Origin of the sequence: Serratia rubidaea, from assembly GCF_016026735.1 — a bacterium.
Classification (GTDB): Bacteria; Pseudomonadota; Gammaproteobacteria; order Enterobacterales; family Enterobacteriaceae; genus Serratia_B; species Serratia_B rubidaea.
In genome coordinates, this window is record NZ_CP065640.1 from 2,508,154 (window position 1) to 2,527,273 (window position 19,120).

The following is a 19,120-nucleotide window of genomic DNA, read 5'->3' on the forward strand; positions in this document are numbered from 1 at the left end:
TAACAGTTTGTTAAAAAGAGGGGTCTACATTAAGGAGGTTGAAGTATGACGTTACCGAGTGGTCACCCTAAAAGCCGACTAATGAAACGATTTGCCAGCTTGGGGCCGTACCTGCGTGAAGGGCAATGTGAGAACGACCGGTTTTTCTTTGACTGTCTGGCCGTATGCGTCAACGTGAAACCCGCGCCGGAGAAGCGAGAGTTCTGGGGCTGGTGGATTGAGCTGCAGGCGGACGATACGCGTTTTACCTATACCTATCAGTTCGGGCTGTTTAATAAAGAAGGTGTATGGCAGCCGGAAAAGATTAAAGATTCTGAAGTAAAAGGCAAGCTGGAAACCACGCTGCGGGATTTCCATCAGCGTTTGACGGAGCTGCTGAACGGGATGGAGCTGTCGCTGGAACCTGCTGACGATTTTAACGAGCAGCCGATCAAACTTTCTGCTTAGGCGGTTTCCCCGGCAATTGCACTGAATTCGCGTTGTGCCTGTTGGCATAACGCGTCTCTCCTGATACAAAGACCTCTGCACTTCTTCTATTTCAACGGCGAATGATTATGAACGGCAGCCAGACATTGGTTGTGAAATTGGGCACCAGCGTGTTGACCGGCGGATCGCTGCGTCTGAACCGCGCCCATATTGTCGAGCTGGTGCGCCAGTGCGCACAGCAACATGCTGCGGGTCACCGCATTGTTATTGTCACCTCCGGGGCGATTGCTGCCGGGCGTGAGCATCTGGGCTACCCCGAGCTGCCCGCCACCATCGCTTCGAAACAGCTGCTGGCGGCGGTGGGGCAGAGCCGCCTGATCCAGCTGTGGGAGCAGCTGTTTTCGATTTACGGCATCCACGTCGGGCAGATGCTGCTGACGCGCGCCGATCTGGAAGACCGCGAACGTTTCCTTAACGCGCGCGACACCATGAACGCGCTGCTGGATAACCGCATCGTGCCGGTGATCAATGAGAACGACGCGGTTGCCACCGCGGAGATCAAAGTCGGCGATAACGACAACCTGTCGGCGCTGGCGGCGATTCTGGCCGGCGCAGACAAACTGCTGTTGCTGACCGACCAGCCGGGCCTGTTCACCGCCGACCCTCGCAACAACCCGCAGGCGGAGCTGATTCGTGAAGTGCACGGCATTGACGATGCGCTGCGGGCGATTGCCGGCGACAGCGTTTCCGGCCTGGGCACCGGCGGGATGGGCACCAAACTGCAGGCGGCCGACGTGGCCTGCCGCGCGGGTATCGACGTGGTGATCGCCGCCGGCGGCAAGCCGGGCGTGGTGGCCGACGTGATCGACGGCAACCCGGTAGGCACCCGTTTCCACGCGCTGGAAGCCCCGCTGGAGAACCGTAAGCGCTGGATCTTCGGCGCGCCGCCGGCCGGCGAAATCACCGTGGATGACGGCGCGGTTGACGCCATTATGGCGCGCGGCAGCTCGCTGCTGCCGAAGGGCATCCGCGAGGTGAAGGGGGACTTCTCCCGTGGCGAAGTGATCCGCATCCGCAACCTGGCGGGGCGCGATCTGGCCCACGGCGTCAGCCGCTACAACAGCGACGCCATGCGCATGATTGCCGGACATCACTCGCAGCAAATCAGTGATATTCTCGGTTATGAATACGGCCCGGTGGCCGTGCACCGCGACGATATGATCGTAAGTTAAGGAGTAAGCATGCTCGAGCAGATGGGGAAGGCCGCCAAGCAGGCTTCCTGGCAACTGGCGGTGCTCAGCACGGCGCAAAAGAATCAGGTGCTGTCGGTGATGGCCGACAGACTGGAAGCCGACAGCGACATCATTTTACAGGCTAACCAACAGGATATGGCGCAGGCGCGCGCCAGCGGGATGAGCGAAGCCCTGCTGGACCGCCTGCTGCTGACGCCGGCGCGCCTGACGGCGATCGCCAACGACGTGCGGCAGGTGTGCCGCCTGAACGATCCGGTCGGCCAGGTGCTGGACGGCAACCTGCTGGACAGCGGCCTGAAGCTGGAACGTCGCCGCGTGCCGCTGGGCGTGATCGGCGTAATTTATGAGGCGCGGCCTAACGTCACCATCGACGTCGCCAGCCTGTGTCTGAAAACCGGCAATGCGGTGATCCTGCGCGGCGGTAAAGAGACGCACCACACCAACCAGGCGACGGTGAAGGTGATCCAGCAGGCGCTGGAGCAGTGCGGCCTGCCGGCGGCGGCAGTACAGGCGACCGACAGCCCGGACCGGGCGCTGGTGAACGAGCTGCTGCGGATGGATCGCTATGTGGATATGCTGATCCCGCGTGGCGGCGCCGGCCTGCACAAGCTGTGCCGCGAACAGTCCACCATTCCGGTGATTACCGGCGGTATCGGCGTGTGCCATATCTACGTTGACGACGATGTGGATTACGACAAGGCGCTGACGGTGATTGAAAACGCCAAAATTCAGCGCCCCAGCGCCTGTAACTCGGTGGAAACGCTGCTGGTGAACCGCAGCATTGCCGACAGCTTCCTGCCGGCGCTCAGCGCCCGCATGGCGGAGGCCGGCGTGACGCTGCACGCCAGCGACAGCGCGATGCCGCTGCTGCAGGGCGGCCCGGCGCAGGTTACCGCGGTGAAGGCGGAAGATTACGAAGACGAGTGGCTGTCGCTGGACCTGAACGTGACGCTGGTGGAGGATATCGACCAGGCGATTGAGCATATCCGCAGCCACGGCACCAACCACTCCGACGCTATCCTGACGCGTTCGCTGCGCAACGCCGAGTACTTTGTCCGCGCGGTGGACTCTTCGGCGGTGTACGTCAACGCCAGCACCCGCTTTACCGACGGCGGCCAGTTCGGCCTGGGGGCGGAAGTGGCGGTCAGCACGCAGAAGCTGCACGCCCGTGGCCCGATGGGGCTGGACGCGCTGACCACCTATAAGTGGATCGGCTACGGTGACGATCTGGTGCGCGGCTGACGCGTAACCCAGCGGTTAACCAAGACGGCGGGGCGCAGCAGCTGCGCCCCGTTTATTTTGGCCGCCAACGCCGGATTTAGCCCACAATAAGTATACGGTTGATGAGATATTCAGCGAACGATTAGCCGCCTATTGACTCATCGCCGGCTTTTGCATAAGTTGTTCAACGCACGCCGATCTGCCCCGCAGATCCACCCCCTCAAAGCCGATATAGCTCAGTTGGTAGAGCAGCGCATTCGTAATGCGAAGGTCGTAGGTTCGACTCCTATTATCGGCACCATTCAACGTCTCCCAAGTCTACTAAAGTTCACTGAACCCCCAATCTGTTTTTGGCAACATTAATAGCTTTTATCTTAATTTATCATCAATAGAAGTCGGCAACGGCCACTATGAACTATCTGGTTCAATGGAAGGTCAACAACAATTTATTTTGACCGTTGCGGCAAAATTACAAGCTGTATTAGTTTCCTGATTTATTTTAATGAAATGGGCGCATCTTGCGCCCTGTAGAGCATTTATATTGTCAATGGTTGAGGGTGCTTTTAGATACCAAGAACACTGTGACGTCACTTACAGAACACTCATCGCTCGATGCGTCATTTTGCGTGATCACTTCGTATTCTTTCCCATTTTTATCATGGAATACAAAGTGATAAATTTGTGTGTACTCTCCCTTGTCATGCTTCTCAATAGCCAGCAGCTTGGATTCTGTTTTCGTCTCGTCAATATCTGCGATATCAACAATTTTTTCATTTTTCATCCAGACTTCGGCCATGTTCATCGGCCATGATGTGCAGCCGGGGGATGCTGCTCCGGCAGAGATGGCGAACATCAGCCCGGCAATCAGTAAAAGTTTATTCATTGAATCACCTCAAGGTATCTGTCGTTACTGGCCCATATTTCTTGTCGCGTTCGTAGCGGCATTATAATGCATACAGATAGACTCTGTCTCTGCTAGGTCATATATATAAAGTACTTGGTGAGTATTCAGGGTATTTAGTTTCGTTTCTCAGCCACCTAATAGCACCGATCCTTCCTATTCTGTTCTATTCTCAGAAGATTACCACAAAGAATAGTTAACCAAAAAGTATTGTTTTATTATCTGTTTTTTAATTATGCTAAATGAATTTGGTTAGTGGTTGGATTTATTCGTTAGCTTTAATAGCTGAGGTAAATGTAACTCGTAGTATGGTCATTATGGATGGTACTCATCGATGATTATATTTTTGAATGTTCTAAGTTGAATCTTGTATGTGCGAACATATTAAATAGAATTTTCCTTAATTAAAGATTGATTTTCTTGGGTAATTTACTTAATGGGAATTAGCTGGTAGATACTCCTGTTCGGTGAGTAATGGAATGTACGATGATAAGGATTTCTACCTATGGCCGCATTACAATTCCCTTGTGTTATATTTAAAACTAAAAAGATAATGGATGACTATGCTGCAGACGATATGCAGTATGGGGATTTGTCAGAGTCTCAACTGAAAAAGAATTTTAATTTGCTAGATGTTTCTGCTAGAGCTAATCCTTACACGTTGACTAAAATATCTCCGTTTACCCACTCCCATTCGATGTTTCCTATCATGCGTGGGGAGGGAGAAAAGTTAACCAAACAGGCATGTACAAAAATTCTTTTTGATGAGTTCCGTTATCTATCAAGTATCTTCGCACTTTATGGTCCTTATAAATACTTGATTGAGAATATGATAACTCATATGCAGAATGGTAACGGGGCGCCGTTCAGTAGTCTACATTTAAATGCCGCATTAAAAGAGCAGATACTTACCGATAGAACAGAAAATAGTACACTTCTATTACTAAAAAATGCTTTTGACTATTATATTGATTGGAGTAATAAGTGTTATCCTATGGAATCACTGAGTGAGGTGAAGGGAGCGATTCTTAGAGGTAAATTACCCAAGTTTAACAGGTTTCAAGATAATTTTAATGGTATGGGGATAACAGTTCATGACATTTGGTCTATGCACATCACGATAAAGTCACTATCTTTTGATAATGATCGTTATCGTGCTGTAGTACACTACAGAGCACAAGATCACTTTGGGTTAGACAGTAACGATATTTTGAATGCGAAATTTAAACAGTTTCGTTTTTTTCGTATCTGGTTTGTGTTACAACATTATAACCAGTTTGGTTTCAGACCATTTATGACTAATATGGAAACTACAGTAGAGATCTGCGGGGAACGAAATGCAAGTAAAAAATAAAAATCTGCTCTATATACTGGCAATGATTGCCTTTCTCCTTGTTGGCTCTTTCTTTTGGTTCTCGCTGCGTACGGTTGAAATTTTCGCTGTTCATGAAAATGATAATTTTAGTGATGTTTTGGTCAAAGAATTTCCTCTCACGGACCACGGAAAAATAAACTGGTGGCTGAACAATAAAGCCATGCTAAAGGAGCGCTTTAACATTCCCAAGCCGGCAAGTTACGGCAGTTTTACCATAACCTTCTGGGACTTTGGTAACGGTTATCAAGAAGAAGGTAAATATGACAGGCTGTGCTTTGATGATATGAAAACTAAGAATAATTGTATCGATAAAAACCCCCTGTTTTCCGTTAGACAGATCAAGAACGATCGCCTGCTCTTTATTACATATGATGGACGTTATTCACTGAACGATAAGGGAGAAGTGGTCAAGATTAAGCGTGAATATGATTAAACATCTTTCTTTATGTTTTTTGTTTGTCCTTCTAACGGGATGTGGCGGCGATAGGCTTACTTTTCATCAGGAGGGTGATGCTACCGTAGATAAAAACCGCATATGCATAACTTCTACTCCTGGGAATACGCTGGAGTATTACTCATTAACATCATCAGAAAATAATTATGAAAAACCACTGGCGATGAAGGATGGGATCGTAAAGAGATATCCTGATACCTGTATTCCATTCTTATTGAAGAAGAGTACGAGCTATGAGCTTATCTACGCACTTAGTGACCAGCATTACCGATTTGAATTTATAACCGATGATCATAAAAAGGTAACAAAAACATACGGCAAACCATAGTATATCCGGTGTTTTCCAGGGGGGGGGGTAGTATTGAAAAGGGTTGTCATAGGAGATAGCTTTCATGTTAGACAGGAACGTTACACAGAGAGTTTATATGGCGTCCAGTGTTGGAATTATTAGCTGCTGTTAAGCCATACATGGAGGAGGTAATGAAAGTAAGGCATAATATTTTACGCTATGCATCATTATTGCTGGTTGGTTGCATGCTTGTCGGATATGCGATCTCTTTATCGTTACGCACGGCAGAGATTGCTGCAGTTCATACTAATGATAACTTCAGTGACGTCTTGGTGACCAATTTCCCGCTAACTGACAAAGGTAAAATAAACTGGTGGTTGGCGAATAAGAATAAGTTAAGTGAAAACTATGGTATACCTACCCCATCTCCTGATTCTGGGCGTTTCTCCATTACTTTTTGGGATTTTAGTGACGATTATAAAAAGAAAGAAAAATACGACAGGCTTTGTTTTCCTGAGATGAAGAAAGATGTGAACTGCATTGAAAAAGATGCCGTGCTTATTGTGAGTAATAACCGTGCGGGGAGTGTATTTTTCACCGTGAATAATGGGCGGTATATGATAAAAGATAATAGCGACATTGTGAAACTGAAAGGGTGGTAACGACTGTTATATCACGGAACATATATGGTTGATATGGACGTGATAAAGTAAAAATGCAACGAGAGGGTTTATCTTAATTATGGGGTTTCTTACAGGAATAAAAATACTGGCCAAACACGACCAGTATTTTCATTAACTGCGCGTTAGCCTAAGACCAGCCTCCACTTGCCGCTGTCTTTGATAAACTGTAACGTGCTGATGGTTTTCGATATGCCTACCAGCGGCATTTTGGTTTCCATTTCTACTTCACAGCTGTATTTTGTATCTCCGGATTTTGAACAGGATATTTTTCTGGCAGAAACAAGGGAGATTCTATTGCTTTCTTCTTTAGCAAGTTCACCAATCAGTTCTTCGCGCTGTTTATTGCTTTCATCGTAAGACTCTTGTATCGCTTTGGTGATGTCACTCTCTGAAGGCTCAGATGAACAGCCTGATAACAAAAATGCCATGCCCAACATGCCGGCAGTCATTATTTTCTTCATTAAATATTCCCTTTTTGAATGATGCAATCTAATTTATTGATATTTTAAATGGCTACTGTTAATCCCGTTTATAGCCTTCCGTAGTATACTTGCGCTTAAGTGTTTTTCACTTGCTTTTTGACATCGCAAGGCTGTTTTTATGCTCTGCTTCAGAGCGCAACGCTGTTATTTATCCGTTTTGATAGGAAAAGATTTATATATATTATGATTAAGGACTGCGGATATATGTCCTGATTTGTTATCATGGCAAGGCCCGTTGTTATTTTTTCCGCGCGTTTATCAGCACATGTCGGTTGTGGCATGCCGAACGGCGGCGGAGAAGCGGGCGCAAGGACAGCGGCTGAGCGCCTTGTTCAGCCCATTTTATGGAGATTTCACCGTTATGCATCGCCTCAAGCGTCCCGGCCGCGTCGGCCGCTACCTGCTGGTTTTTTTCACGCTGCTGGTGCTTTGTCCGCTGGCCTATAGCTGGCTGATGGCGCGCTTTGGCTACGGCGATCCGCCGGCGCAGCGCGCCGCGGCAGAGCAGATTGACCAGGTGCTGATTCGCAAGGCGTCGCGCACGCTGAGCCTGCTGAAGGATAATCAGGTGGTGGCCAGCTATTCTGTCGCGCTCGGCGGCGCGGCGGACGGCGGCGCTAAAATGCGCGAGGGCGATCAGAAAACGCCGGAAGGCGACTACAGCATCGACTGGCGCAATTCCCGCTCCAAGTATTATCTCAGCCTGCATATCTCTTACCCGGATGCTGACGATAGCGCACGGGCCAAAGCGGGCGGTTATTCTCCGGGCAGTCATATTATGATCCACGGCCAGCCCAACGGCTGGGGATGGCTGGCGCCGCTGCTACAGCGTCTGGACTGGACCGATGGCTGCATTGCGGTGACCAACGCCGAGATGAAGGAGCTGTGGTCGCTGGTGCCGACCGGTACGCCGGTGCGTATTGAGCCGTAAACCGACGGGGGCGTGCGGCGCTCCCTTGCCCGGTGACGAAAAATATTCCCGGCTGTGGCATGATACTGCGGACCACTTTGGAATCAGGGGATGAATGTGAAACCGGTAACGCTATACGATGTCGCAGCGCACGCGGGCGTCTCTTATCAGACCGTCTCCCGCGTCGTTAATCAGGCCAACCACGTTTCCGCCAAAACCCGTGAGAAAGTTGAAGCCGCGATGGCGGCGCTCAATTACATTCCCAACCGCGTCGCCCAGCAGCTGGCGGGCAAGCAGCTGCCGCTGATCGGCGTCGTTACCGCCAACCTGGCGCTGCATGCGCCGTCGCAGATTGTCGCCGCCATTAAGTCCCGCGCCGATCGCGTCGGCGCCGGCGTGGTGGTCGGCATGGTGGAACGCAGCGGCGTAGAGGCGTGTCAGGCGGCGGTGCACAACCTGCTGACGCAGCGGGTCAACGGGTTGATCGTTAACTACCCGCTGGATGAACAAGACGCCGTTGCGGTGGCCGCGGCCTGCGGCAATGTGCCGGTGGTGTTCCTCGATGTCTCCGATAGTTATCCCGTTAACAGTATTATTTTCTCCCATGACGACGGCGCGCGGCTGGGGGTTGAGCACCTGCTGCAGCACGGTCATCAACGCATTGCGCTGCTGACGGGGCCGCTGACTTCCATCTCGGCGCGGCTGCGGCTGGCGGGGTGGCACAAGTATCTGGCGCTACATCAGCTGCAGCCCGTGGCGCAAATCGAAGGCGACTGGAGCGCAATGTCCGGTTTCCAGCAGACGTCGCAGATGCTGAATGATGGCACGCTTCCCACGGCGATACTGGTCGGTAACGACCAGATGGCGCTGGGGGCGATGCGTGCGATAAGCGAATTTGGCCTGCGCGTCGCGACCGATATCTCGTTGATCGGCTATGACGATACCGAAGACAGCTCCTGCTATATCCCACCGCTGACCACTATCAAGCAGGATTTTCCGCAGCTGGGGCAGAGCAGCGTCGACAGGCTGCTGCAGCTCTCCCATGGTGAAGCCGTGACCGGCAACCAGCTGCTGCCGGTCACGCTGGTCAAACGCAAAACCGTCCTGCCGCCCGACGCGCAGACCTCCTCTCCCCAGGCGCTGGCCGAGTCGCTGTTGCAGCTTGCACGGCAGGTGTCACGTCTGTAAGCGCAGGCGTCATCCATCACCTGGGTTAACCGTGTGGCGAAGCGCTCACATTTCTCGTCGTCAATCATCATTAATGTGAGTCGGCTCACTCATTAAACAGCCGCTCCTTTACAGTGTTTGTCCCGTCTCCGTATGTTCTTGGTTAATTGTGAGCGGATATCAATTTGTAATAGGACACGGCCATGACCCTGAATACGGACTCACTCGCTGCGGTACTGGCGCGCCGCGACTGGGAAAATCCCGGCGTGACGCAGCTTAACCGTCTGGAGGCGCACCCGCCTTTTTACAGCTGGCGCAATGCCGACGCGGCGCGCAGCGACCAGCATTCCGATCGGCTGCGCAGCCTGAACGGCGACTGGAAATTTAACTGGTTTGCCGCGCCGGAGGCGGTGCCGGAAAGCTGGCGCCTGAGCGATCTGCCCGATGCCGACACCGTAACCGTCCCCTCCAACTGGCAGATGGACGGTTACGATGCACCGATTTACTCCAACATCACCTATCCTTTCCCGGTCGATCCGCCGCGCGTGCCGGCCGATAACCCGACGGGCTGTTATTCGCTCACATTTAGTCTCGACAAGCGGGCGGTAAGCGGCGAGCAGACCCGCATCATCTTTGACGGCGTTAACTCCGCATTTCACCTGTGGTGCAACGGGCGCTGGGTGGGCTACGGCCAGGACAGTCGGCTGCCGTCCGAATTTGATCTCAGCGATTTTCTGCAGCAGGGGGAAAACCGTCTGGCGGTGATGGTGCTGCGCTGGAGCGACGGCAGCTATCTGGAAGATCAGGATATGTGGCGGATGAGCGGTATTTTCCGCGATGTGTCCCTGCTGCATAAACCGGCGGTATGCATCCGCGATCTGCATATCGCTACCCGCTTTAATGCTGATTTCAGCCGCGCGCAGCTGGAGGCCGAGGTCTGCATGGCGGGGGAAGTGAGTGATGACTTACGCGTCACCGTGCAGCTGTGGCGGGACAACGCCCTGAGCGCGGAGGCCAGCGCGCCTTTCGGCAGCGCGCTTATCGATGAGCGCGGCGCCTATGCCGAGCGCACCACGCTGCGGCTGGAGGTGGAGCGTCCGGCGCTGTGGAGTGCGGAAACCCCGCAGCTGTATCGCGCGCTGGTGCTGCTGCAGCGCGCCGACGGCACGCTGATTGAGGCGGAAGCCTGCGACGTCGGCTTCCGTCAGGTGAGTATTGAAAACGGTCTGCTGCTGCTGAACGGCAAACCGCTGCTGATCCGCGGTACCAACCGCCATGAGCATCATCCGCAGCGCGGGCAGGTGATGGATGAAGAGACCATGCTGCAGGATATCCTGCTGATGAAGCAGCATAACTTTAACGCGGTGCGCTGCTCGCACTACCCGAACCACCCGCTGTGGTACAGGCTCTGCGATCGCTACGGCCTGTATGTAGTGGATGAGGCGAATATCGAAACGCACGGCATGACGCCGATGAGCCGCCTGAGCGACGATCCGCACTGGCTGCCGGCCATGAGCCAGCGCGTAACGCGGATGGTGCAGCGCGATCGCAACCACCCGAGCATTATTATCTGGTCGCTGGGCAATGAGTCCGGCCACGGCGCCAATCACGACGCGCTTTACCGCTGGCTGAAGTCGGCCGATCCGTCGCGCCCGGTGCAGTACGAAGGCGGCGGCGCGAATAGCGCGGCGACCGATATTATCTGTCCGATGTATGCGCGCGTCGATCAGGATCAGCCGTTTCCCGTTGCGCCGAAGTGGTCGATCAAAAAGTGGCTGTCGATGCCGGGCGAGCAGCGCCCGCTGATCCTCTGTGAATACGCCCATGCGATGGGCAACAGCCTGGGCGGTTACGCCAAATACTGGCAGGCCTTCCGTCAGTATCCGCGGCTGCAGGGCGGCTTTGTCTGGGACTGGGTGGACCAGTCGCTGATCAAGCATGACGCAGACGGTACGCCGTGGTCGGCGTACGGCGGCGACTTTGGCGATACGCCCAACGATCGCCAGTTCTGTATGAACGGGCTGCTGTTTGCGGATCGCACGCCGCATCCTTCGCTGTATGAGGCCAAGCATGCGCAGCAGCTGTTCCAGTTTACGCTGCTGCCGGGCGAGGAGCGGCGGATTGAGGTCACCAGCGAATACCTGTTCCGCCATAGCGATAACGAAGTGCTGCACTGGTCGATTGCACAGGATGGCCGGCCGCTGGCCGCGGGAGAAGCGGTGCTGGACATCGCGCCGCAGGGACGTCAGACAATTACCCTGCCGGCGGTGCCGCTGCCGGAAACGGCGGGGCAGCTGTGGCTGACGGTGCGGGTGGTGCAGCCGCAGGCGACGGCATGGTCGCCGGCCGGGCATCTCAGCGCCTGGCAGCAGTGGGCGCTGGAAGAAAAACTCGACGCGCAGCCCGTGGTACACGCCGGCGAGGCGCCGCAGCTCTCCAGCAGTGAGGCGCAGTTCAGCATTACGCTGGGCAGGCAGCGCTGGGCGTTCTGCCGCCGGCAGGGCGTGCTGACGCAGTACTGGATGGATGAAGAGCCGCAGCTGCTTAGCCCGCTGCTTGATCAGTTCACCCGCGCGCCGCTGGATAATGATATTGGCGTCAGCGAGGTGACCCGCATCGACCCGAACGCCTGGGTCGAGCGCTGGAAGGCCGCCGGCCACTACCGGGCGGAAGCCGTGCTGCTGCAGTGCGAGGCCGAAGCGCTGTCGCGCGCGGTGCTGATTACCACCGCGCATGCCTGGAAGCATCAGGGCGAAACGCTGTTTATCAGCCGCAAAACCTACCGTATTGACGGCCTCGGCGAGATGCGGATAACGGCGGAGGTGGAGATCGCCAACGGCACGCCGCCGCCGGCGCGCATCGGCCTGAGCTGCCGGCTGGCGCAGTGTGCGTCGCGCGTGAGCTGGCTGGGGCTGGGGCCGCATGAGAACTACCCGGATCGCCTGAGTTCCGCCTGTTTCGACCGCTGGGAACAGCCGCTGGAGGCGATGTACACCCCGTACGTCTTCCCGTGTGAAAACGGCCTGCGCTGCGGCACTCGCGAGCTGCAGTATGGCGCGCACCGCTGGCGCGGCGACTTCCAGTTCAATATCAGCCGTTACGGCCAGCGGCAGCTGATGGAGACCAGCCATCGCCATCTGTTGCAGCCGGAGGAGGGCGTCTGGCTGAATATTGACGGCTTCCATATGGGGATTGGCGGCGACGACTCCTGGAGCCCTTCCGTCGCGCCGGAATACCTGCTCAGCGCCGGGCGCTATCGCTACCAGCTGGTCTGGGGCCAACAATAATAAGCGGGCAGGCCTGGGCCTGCCTATTTTTTAACTGAGGAAATCCATGATGTATTATTTAAAAAATACTAATTTTTGGATGTTCGGTTTTTTCTTCTTCTTTTACTTTTTTATTATGGGGGCCTATTTCCCGTTCTTCCCCATCTGGCTGCACGAGATCAACCATATCAGCCAGCGGGACACCGGCGTGATTTTTGCCTGTATTTCGCTGTTTTCTCTGCTGTTCCAGCCGGTTTTCGGCCTGCTTTCCGACAAGCTCGGCTTGCGTAAACACCTGCTGTGGACGATCACCGGCATGCTGGTAATGTTCGCCCCGTTCTTTATTTACATCTTCGGGCCGTTATTACAGTTTAATATTTTATTGGGGTCGATCGTCGGTGGGATCTATCTCGGCTTTATTTACAACGCCGGCGCGCCGGCGATCGAAGCCTATATCGAAAAGGTCAGCCGCCGCAGCCGTTTTGAATTCGGCCGCGCGCGCATGTTCGGCTGCGTGGGCTGGGCGCTGTGCGCCTCGATCGTCGGCGTTATGTTCACCATCAATAATGAATTTGTGTTCTGGCTGGGATCCGGCTGCGCCGTTATTCTGGCGCTGCTGCTGTTCTTTTCGCGCACTGAGACGCACTCTTCCGCGGCGGTGGCGGATGCCGTGGGCGCCAACCAGAACGCCTTCAGCCTGAAGCTGGCCCTGGAGCTGTTCAGGCAGCCGAAACTGTGGTTCCTGTCGCTGTATGTGGTGGGCGTCTCCTGTACCTACGATGTGTTTGACCAGCAGTTCGCCAACTTTTTCACCTCGTTCTTCTCCTCCGGTGAGCAGGGCACCCGGGTGTTTGGCTATGTCACTACGCTGGGCGAACTGTTGAACGCCACCATCATGTTTTTTGCACCGCTGATCGTTAACCGCATCGGCGGCAAGAATGCGCTGCTGCTGGCGGGCGCCATTATGTCGGTGCGTATTATCGGCTCCTCGTTCGCCACCTCGGCGCTGGAAGTGGTGATCCTGAAAACCCTGCATATGTTTGAGGTGCCGTTCCTGATTGTCGGCTGCTTCAAATACATTACCAGTCAGTTTGAGGTGCGCTTTTCGGCCACCGTCTATCTGGTATGTTTCTGCTTCTTCAAACAGCTGGCGATGATTTTTATGTCGGTGCTGGCAGGCAATATGTATGAAAGCATCGGCTTCCAGGGCGCGTATCTGGTGCTGGGGCTGGTCACGCTGGGCTTTACGCTGATGTCGGCGTTCACCCTCAGCGGCCCCGGACCGTTCTCGCTGCGCCGCCGGGCCAAAGAGGCGCTGTAACGCGGGCGGGGGCGCAGCGCTATGCTGCGCCCGATGCAGAGCACGATTTCCCTCTGGTGGCGGAGGCGGCGAGGGACTAACATCCTGTGTTGCCCGCGTGTTGCCGGCCCGTAGCCCTGAGGATAACCCTATTGCGCCTATTTTCCCGTTTCCGCCGCGTTATCGGCGATTATTCGTGGTCGCCGCAGGCGGTGGATCAACGCTTTCGCAATGCCCGCGCCGCCGCGCCGGATGAACTGCCGACCTCGACGCTACGCGTGTGGTGGAATTTCTTTTTCAATAAACCGCGCGGCACCGTGCCGGACGGCGACATCCCGCTCAGCCCGCTGACGCGGGAGATGCTGCGGCAGGCGCCGGACCGCAGCCTGTACCGGCTGGGCCATTCGACGCTGCTGATTAAACTGCGCGGCCAGTGGTGGCTGACCGATCCGGTGTTTTCCGAGCGCGCCTCGCCGCTGTCGTTCGTTGGCCCGAAGCGCTTCCATGCGCCGCCGATTGCGCTGGCCGATCTGCCGCCGATCCGCGGGGTGATTTTATCGCACGATCATTATGATCATCTGGACGCCGCCGCAATCCGCGCGCTGGACGGCAAGACGGCGCTGTTTTTGGCGCCGCTGGGCGTGGGCGACCGTCTGATCGACTGGGGTATTGCGCCGCAGAAGGTGCAGCAGTTTGACTGGTGGCAGGGAACGGAGGTGGACGGTCTGCAGCTGACGGCCACGCCGGCGCAGCACTTTTCCGGCCGAAGCCTGCGCGACGGCAATCGTACGCTGTGGGCCTCCTGGGTGATCATTGACGACGATATGCGGCTGTTCTTCAGCGGCGACAGCGGCTACTTCAGCGGTTTTGCCGAGATCGGGCGGCGGTTCGGGCCATTCGACGTGACGCTGATGGAAACCGGCGCCTATGACAAGCAGTGGCCCTATGTGCATATGCACCCTGAGCAGACGGTGCAGGCGCATCAGGATCTGGGCGGGCGCTGGCTGGTGCCGATCCATAACGGCACCTTTGATCTAAGCATGCATCTCTGGGAAGATCCGTTCGATCGGGTGACGCGCCTGGCCGCCGAGCGTGCGATCTCACTGTCAACGCCGATGATGGGCGAGCGTCTCGATCTGACGCAGCCGCACGCCGGCAGCCGCTGGTGGCGGGCTGAATCATAAGCTGACCACATAATTGGTGAAAAAAAGCGGCGGAGAATCGCTATTCTTGTGGCAGGGCATTTTTCCTTGATTGAGATCTCTGACATGCAAGAGCTGTTATCTGTCTGGAACTGGTTACTGGCGAATCCGCTGACTTACTCGCTGATGTCGATAGTCTTTCTGTTATTCGCCGGCTTCATTTCCTTTGTAGTCTGTAAACTGTTCCTGCTGGGCATTGTCAGACGCTTTATCTTACACACCCACAAGTCCGATCCGCTGGATAAGGATATGCGGGTCGCCAAGCGGCTGGCCCATATTGTGCCGGTGGTGACGGTTTATTTCCTGTCGCGCCTGGTGGTGGGGCTGCCGCCGGGGCTGCTGGAAACCATTCAGGCGATCTGCGGCGTGCTGTTTATTATCGACTCGGCGATGTTGATTAATGAACTGCTGGATATCAGCAACAGCGCCTACATTCGCAAACACGGCGAAAAATCCCATTCGATCAAAGGCTATGTGCAGATCGGCAAGATCATCGTGTCGTCGATCGCCACCATTTTGGTGATCGCCACGCTGTCCAACAAGTCGCCGGTGATCATTATCTCCAGCCTGGGTGCGGTTGCCGCGGTGCTGATGTTTGTGTTCCAGCATACGCTGATTTCGCTGGTGGCCAATATTCAGCTGTCGTCCTCCAACGTGATTCAGTTGGGGGACTGGGTGGAGATGCCGCAGGGCAATATCAGCGGTGAAGTGACGGATATTGCGCTGCATACCATCACCATCCGCAACTGGGACAACACTGTCTCCCGGGTGCCGACCAAGAACTTTATTACCGAAACCTATACCAACTGGCAGCCGATGTTCTCCTCGGGCGGCCGGCGCATCAAGCGCAGTTTCTTTATCGATCAGTCCAGCATCACCTTTGCCGACGGCGCGCTGCTGGAGCGGCTGAAAACGGTCTCGCCGGTGAAGTTCGCCGGGCTGAGCGCCTATCTCAGCACCAAGATGGAGACGCTGTCCGACGAACAGCTGATCCACCACGGCATCACCAATCTCGGCCTGTTCCGTAAATACCTGCTCGAATACCTGAAGGCGCGCGACGATATCCGTAATGATATGTACCTGGTGGTGCGTCAGCTGAGCCCGACTTCAGAAGGTCTGCCGATCGAGGTGTACTGCTTTACCTCCAAGGTGTTCTGGAGCGAGTACGAAGATACGCAGTCGGAAATTTTCGAATACATGTACGCCACGGCCCGCTATTTCGCGCTGGGCATTTATCAGAAGCCATCGGGTATTGATATGAACAATATGATGCCGAAAAGAACGCGTCACGGCGGGCATGCTCTCCCCGCCGATCCGCCGGCGGGGGGCAACACTGTCAGCGTGCAGGACATCGAGCGCCGCCTTTAGGCGGGCATAACACTAAAAGCCGTAGTCGCGCCAGCGGCGGTTCACCTGCTGCTTGATTGTCTCAGGAAAGGAGTGTTCAAAACTGGCGGTGGCGGCGCGCTGCCGCCCGGTGAATGCTTCCGGAAACAGACAGTTGATAATCATTTTGCCGCCTCTGCCGGCCTGCTTATCCTCGGTGTCCAGGTACGGCACCATAGGAATGCCGGGACTGTCGCTAAAATCATGGAAATCACGTTTCGGATGGCTGCGGGTCGCCAGCGCCCAGACCACCTGATTGATATCGGTAATATCGATATCGTTGCCGACCAGAATGATTTTCGGCACCAGCCAGGCGACGTGCGAGGCGAAGAACCTGTCGGCAATCAGCCGCACCAGGCCGTCGGCGTCGGTGTTCAGCGCCGCCAGTTTTGCCCCATCCACCGACAGCACCAGCCAGCAGGTGGCGGCCTCATAGGAACACCAGGCCATATCGATCGGCAGTTGCTGTTGGCGACAGTGCTTCAGCGCCTCGGCGGAAATCATGGTGCCCCACAGCGTGTGGTTCTCTTCCGGCGGCGTGCCGGCGACGCAGATGGGTAAAATGGCGCGGTCGCGGTAGGTCACCGCCTTAACGTGGAACAGCGGCTGCGGCTTTCCTTCGGCGAAGGCATAGCCGTGGTACTCGCCCATCGGCCCTTCCATCGCAGTCTGATCGATACTGATTTCGCCTTCCACCACGATTTCCGCCGATGCCGGCACGTACAGGTCGTTGGTTTGACATTTGACCACCTCTACCGGCCGGCCGGTCAGCGCGCCGATATAGCCCGGTTCGCTGACCCAGGCGGGCAGCGGCATGCCGGCCACCGCCATGGCCGCCGGCGGTGCGCCCAGCACCATCGCCCAGGGGGTATTTTTGCCCTGTTCGCGCCACATTTGGTGGATCATGCCGATATGCTGCTGCGCCATCGCCGGGCCGACCAGCGTGCGCGGGTCGTGCAGCATGGCGCGCGCCACGGACCAGCTGTCCCAGCGGCCGTCGGGGGATTGCACCACGTGGAAGCCGTACGTGGCGAAGTAACGGCCGCCGTCTTCCTGATGCAGCAGCGGAATAGGGAAGCGCAGCAGATCGACATCGTCGCCCAGCAGCACGTTCTGCTGGCAGGGGGCGCTACTGACCCGAAGCGGTGCGATGGGCGTCCGATCGCCGGCGGCGATAATGGTCTCCAGTATTTCGCGCGGCGTGGCCTGTTTTGGCAGGCCGAAGTGGGCGGCGAGCCGGGTATAGCGCTGACCGTCGCGACGGCTTAACCCGGCCGGCGCGCCAAGGATCCGAAAGCCGTGCGGGTTATCCTCCAGCGCCTGAAACAGCGGCGCCGGCGCGCCGGTTTCGTACACCTTGCGGGTAATCGCGCCGGCTTCCAGCTCAGGGCTGACGGTGACGTCGATATCCAGCAGCTCCTGATGTGCGCGCAGATAGGCGATAAACTGGCGAAAGTCCGTGGCGGCAGGCAGATGGTCCATAATTTTCTCCTTAGTGACTGGTTGTTATCACTTTTCAGACTAGCCGAGAAGGAGCCATGGATCTGTGCGCAGGGCGGTGGTGTGGCGTATCGGGGCCGATGCCGATGCTGGGGGAGCGGGTCAGAGATACCGGTGTGGTGATGCAGTCTTACCGTGGGACGTTGACTAAACGATAAAAATTTACTTTATAGCGTTAGCCGTTATTTTATTGATGAATTTAATTAGCTATTTTTCTGTGACTATTCTTATTAATTATTTGGGTGTTATCTGTTTATCTTTCGGTGGCGGAGAATGGAATTGACTCTTTTTTTTATCGCTATCTATAATCAATTCGCGTGAGAGTAATATTCGCCTTGGTTATGATTATTAATCGGCCAAGGCGTTTTCTTGTGCAAACACACCAATATCATTGTTAAGGATATCAAAATGAAAAAGATGACCATGATGGAATCATCAAACATCATCGGCGGTTACTTTAACTGCTCCGAAACCACCTATGAAAAATCCACGGTGGGCGGCGCTGACACCTGTACCGCTGTCAGAAACTGCACCAACAAATTTGGTCAGCCGACCAAAGTGATGTTCTACGTGCCAGTAAGCAACTGCGCTGCGACCGGTGGCGGCACTACCCCGCCTCCAACGACGCCGTAAGCTGTTTTACCGGGTGCGGCGCGTTGCCGCACCCGATCGCTGAACTCTATTACATTTCTGTTATACGCCCATTCCCATCCGCATCATCTCTGACAATCTTATCCTTGACCAATATCGGCTGGGTGCCTTGCTTCGCGTATTTCACTTTATTATTTCCAGGTTGAGATATATATTTCATTTATATTAATTCCTGTCCTCCTTGAGTAGCGCGACTATTCCTTTGAATTGTTCAGTCATATCCCATTATCGTCTCTTTATTACGGCAATGTTTTACTCTTTATTTTTTAGTGATTAGAATTAACGACGTAAGGAAAACATCATTTAATGTATTCCGTATTTTCGGGTTTGACGTTTTTCTTATTTGATATATCAATATCATCATATAAGGATATCACAATGAAAAAAATGAGCATGAAAAAAGCTGATAAGGTCATCGGCGGTTATATTCGTTTCTGTAGCCAGGAAAAATTTGAATGGGGCGCTGGGGGAGATAGCAATTTATGCTATTCGGTCGTAGAGTGCCGCAATAAGTATGGCGTACCGCGCAAGACGATAAACGTTGTGGCCAGGAACTACTGCCCTACCCAGCCTACAACGCCTTAAAATTTGCGCCTGCTGATGCGGGCAATTCCTGTAACAATCCCGGGTGCGGCAGCATTGCCGTACCCGTTT

At 54.9% G+C, this 19,120-nt stretch carries 18 protein-coding genes and 1 tRNA gene; 16 read left to right on the forward strand and 3 right to left on the reverse strand.

What is annotated here, in order from left to right; all coding sequences use genetic code 11:
• Positions 1 to 45 precede the first annotated feature (45 nt).
• From crl to I6G83_RS11645, 4 genes are all read left to right on the forward strand, one after another.
• On the forward strand, positions 46 to 447 hold the full coding sequence (gene crl / locus I6G83_RS11630) for a sigma factor-binding protein Crl (protein ID WP_054306536.1): 402 nt from the start codon (positions 46 to 48) through the stop codon (positions 445 to 447).
• 107 nt (positions 448 to 554) lie between these two features.
• Positions 555 to 1,658, forward strand: coding sequence for a glutamate 5-kinase (gene proB, locus I6G83_RS11635; protein ID WP_054306574.1), 1,104 nt, complete (start codon positions 555 to 557; stop codon positions 1,656 to 1,658).
• Between the two features lie 9 nt (positions 1,659 to 1,667).
• A complete protein-coding gene (gene proA / locus I6G83_RS11640) occupies positions 1,668 to 2,921 on the forward strand; it encodes a glutamate-5-semialdehyde dehydrogenase (RefSeq protein WP_054306537.1) in 1,254 nt (417 codons plus the stop codon).
• 204 nt (positions 2,922 to 3,125) lie between these two features.
• Positions 3,126 to 3,201, forward strand: a tRNA-Thr gene (locus I6G83_RS11645).
• A gap of 243 nt (positions 3,202 to 3,444) precedes the next feature.
• On the opposite strand, the gene I6G83_RS11650 is transcribed toward I6G83_RS11645, so the two are convergent.
• Complete coding sequence (locus tag I6G83_RS11650) at positions 3,445 to 3,783, reverse strand: Hint domain-containing protein (RefSeq protein ID WP_054306538.1); 339 nt, start codon at positions 3,781 to 3,783, stop codon at positions 3,445 to 3,447.
• A gap of 523 nt (positions 3,784 to 4,306) precedes the next feature.
• On the opposite strand from I6G83_RS11650, the gene I6G83_RS11655 reads away from it, so the two are divergent.
• From I6G83_RS11655 to I6G83_RS11670, 4 genes are all read left to right on the forward strand, one after another.
• A complete protein-coding gene (locus tag I6G83_RS11655; protein WP_054306539.1) occupies positions 4,307 to 5,155 on the forward strand; it encodes a YPO3983 family protein in 849 nt (282 codons plus the stop codon).
• A complete protein-coding gene (locus I6G83_RS11660; protein ID WP_054306540.1) occupies positions 5,139 to 5,609 on the forward strand; it encodes a DUF943 family protein in 471 nt (156 codons plus the stop codon). Before I6G83_RS11655 ends, I6G83_RS11660 begins: the two co-directional genes overlap by 17 nt.
• On the forward strand, positions 5,602 to 5,958 hold the full coding sequence (locus tag I6G83_RS11665) for a putative T6SS immunity periplasmic lipoprotein (protein WP_331254614.1): 357 nt from the start codon (positions 5,602 to 5,604) through the stop codon (positions 5,956 to 5,958). The genes I6G83_RS11660 and I6G83_RS11665 overlap by 8 nt, the downstream gene beginning before the upstream one ends.
• A 152-nt stretch (positions 5,959 to 6,110) precedes the next feature.
• Positions 6,111 to 6,581, forward strand: a complete 471-nt coding sequence (locus tag I6G83_RS11670; protein WP_054306575.1) for a DUF943 family protein — start codon at positions 6,111 to 6,113, stop codon at positions 6,579 to 6,581.
• A gap of 143 nt (positions 6,582 to 6,724) precedes the next feature.
• On the opposite strand, the gene I6G83_RS11675 is transcribed toward I6G83_RS11670, so the two are convergent.
• Positions 6,725 to 7,063 (reverse strand): hypothetical protein, encoded by a 339-nt coding sequence (locus I6G83_RS11675; RefSeq protein WP_138111354.1) that lies wholly within the window; start codon positions 7,061 to 7,063, stop codon positions 6,725 to 6,727.
• A 382-nt stretch (positions 7,064 to 7,445) separates the two neighbouring features.
• Between I6G83_RS11675 and I6G83_RS11680 the strand changes: the two genes are divergently transcribed.
• From I6G83_RS11680 to I6G83_RS11705, 6 genes are all read left to right on the forward strand, one after another.
• Positions 7,446 to 8,015, forward strand: coding sequence for a L,D-transpeptidase family protein (locus I6G83_RS11680; protein ID WP_054306541.1), 570 nt, complete (start codon positions 7,446 to 7,448; stop codon positions 8,013 to 8,015).
• 96 nt (positions 8,016 to 8,111) lie between these two features.
• Positions 8,112 to 9,182 (forward strand): LacI family DNA-binding transcriptional regulator, encoded by a 1,071-nt coding sequence (locus tag I6G83_RS11685; protein WP_054306576.1) that lies wholly within the window; start codon positions 8,112 to 8,114, stop codon positions 9,180 to 9,182.
• Positions 9,183 to 9,364: 182 nt separating this feature from the next.
• Entirely contained in the window at positions 9,365 to 12,448 is a 3,084-nt protein-coding gene (locus I6G83_RS11690) for a beta-galactosidase (protein WP_054306542.1), read from the forward strand.
• Between the two features lie 49 nt (positions 12,449 to 12,497).
• The gene (locus I6G83_RS11695) at positions 12,498 to 13,748 is read left to right on the forward strand and encodes an MFS transporter (RefSeq protein WP_054306577.1); all 1,251 of its coding nucleotides are present in this window, start codon (positions 12,498 to 12,500) and stop codon (positions 13,746 to 13,748) included.
• A 131-nt stretch (positions 13,749 to 13,879) separates the two neighbouring features.
• On the forward strand, positions 13,880 to 14,911 hold the full coding sequence (locus I6G83_RS11700) for an MBL fold metallo-hydrolase (RefSeq protein ID WP_054306543.1): 1,032 nt from the start codon (positions 13,880 to 13,882) through the stop codon (positions 14,909 to 14,911).
• 84 nt (positions 14,912 to 14,995) lie between these two features.
• Entirely contained in the window at positions 14,996 to 16,297 is a 1,302-nt protein-coding gene (locus tag I6G83_RS11705) for a mechanosensitive ion channel family protein (protein ID WP_054306544.1), read from the forward strand.
• A 12-nt stretch (positions 16,298 to 16,309) separates the two neighbouring features.
• Here the strand turns inward: I6G83_RS11705 and I6G83_RS11710 are convergent, their stop codons facing one another.
• Complete coding sequence (locus I6G83_RS11710; RefSeq protein WP_054306545.1) at positions 16,310 to 17,797, reverse strand: UbiD family decarboxylase; 1,488 nt, start codon at positions 17,795 to 17,797, stop codon at positions 16,310 to 16,312.
• A 426-nt stretch (positions 17,798 to 18,223) separates the two neighbouring features.
• Here I6G83_RS11710 and I6G83_RS11715 point away from each other — a divergent pair, with 426 nt between their 5' ends.
• Positions 18,224 to 18,448 (forward strand): DUF4762 family protein, encoded by a 225-nt coding sequence (locus tag I6G83_RS11715; RefSeq protein WP_128144304.1) that lies wholly within the window; start codon positions 18,224 to 18,226, stop codon positions 18,446 to 18,448.
• Positions 18,449 to 18,844: 396 nt separating this feature from the next.
• Complete coding sequence (locus I6G83_RS11720) at positions 18,845 to 19,051, forward strand: DUF4762 family protein (protein WP_128144305.1); 207 nt, start codon at positions 18,845 to 18,847, stop codon at positions 19,049 to 19,051.
• Positions 19,052 to 19,120 lie beyond the last annotated feature (69 nt).

Coding starts and splice junctions, on each gene's coding strand:
- I6G83_RS11690 (WP_054306542.1), top strand. CDS start 9,365: ATGACCCTGAATACGGACTCACTCGCTGCGGTACTGGCGCGCCGCGAC.
- crl (WP_054306536.1), top strand. CDS start 46: ATGACGTTACCGAGTGGTCACCCTAAAAGCCGACTAATGAAACGATTT.
- I6G83_RS11715 (WP_128144304.1), top strand. CDS start 18,224: ATGAAAAAGATGACCATGATGGAATCATCAAACATCATCGGCGGTTAC.
- I6G83_RS11720 (WP_128144305.1), top strand. CDS start 18,845: ATGAAAAAAATGAGCATGAAAAAAGCTGATAAGGTCATCGGCGGTTAT.
- I6G83_RS11665 (WP_331254614.1), top strand. CDS start 5,602: ATGATTAAACATCTTTCTTTATGTTTTTTGTTTGTCCTTCTAACGGGA.
- I6G83_RS11670 (WP_054306575.1), top strand. CDS start 6,111: ATGAAAGTAAGGCATAATATTTTACGCTATGCATCATTATTGCTGGTT.
- proB (WP_054306574.1), top strand. CDS start 555: ATGAACGGCAGCCAGACATTGGTTGTGAAATTGGGCACCAGCGTGTTG.
- I6G83_RS11650 (WP_054306538.1), bottom strand. CDS start 3,783: ATGAATAAACTTTTACTGATTGCCGGGCTGATGTTCGCCATCTCTGCC.
- I6G83_RS11705 (WP_054306544.1), top strand. CDS start 14,996: ATGCAAGAGCTGTTATCTGTCTGGAACTGGTTACTGGCGAATCCGCTG.
- I6G83_RS11655 (WP_054306539.1), top strand. CDS start 4,307: ATGGCCGCATTACAATTCCCTTGTGTTATATTTAAAACTAAAAAGATA.
- proA (WP_054306537.1), top strand. CDS start 1,668: ATGCTCGAGCAGATGGGGAAGGCCGCCAAGCAGGCTTCCTGGCAACTG.
- I6G83_RS11660 (WP_054306540.1), top strand. CDS start 5,139: ATGCAAGTAAAAAATAAAAATCTGCTCTATATACTGGCAATGATTGCC.
- I6G83_RS11710 (WP_054306545.1), bottom strand. CDS start 17,797: ATGGACCATCTGCCTGCCGCCACGGACTTTCGCCAGTTTATCGCCTAT.
- I6G83_RS11680 (WP_054306541.1), top strand. CDS start 7,446: ATGCATCGCCTCAAGCGTCCCGGCCGCGTCGGCCGCTACCTGCTGGTT.
- I6G83_RS11675 (WP_138111354.1), bottom strand. CDS start 7,063: ATGAAGAAAATAATGACTGCCGGCATGTTGGGCATGGCATTTTTGTTA.
- I6G83_RS11695 (WP_054306577.1), top strand. CDS start 12,498: ATGTATTATTTAAAAAATACTAATTTTTGGATGTTCGGTTTTTTCTTC.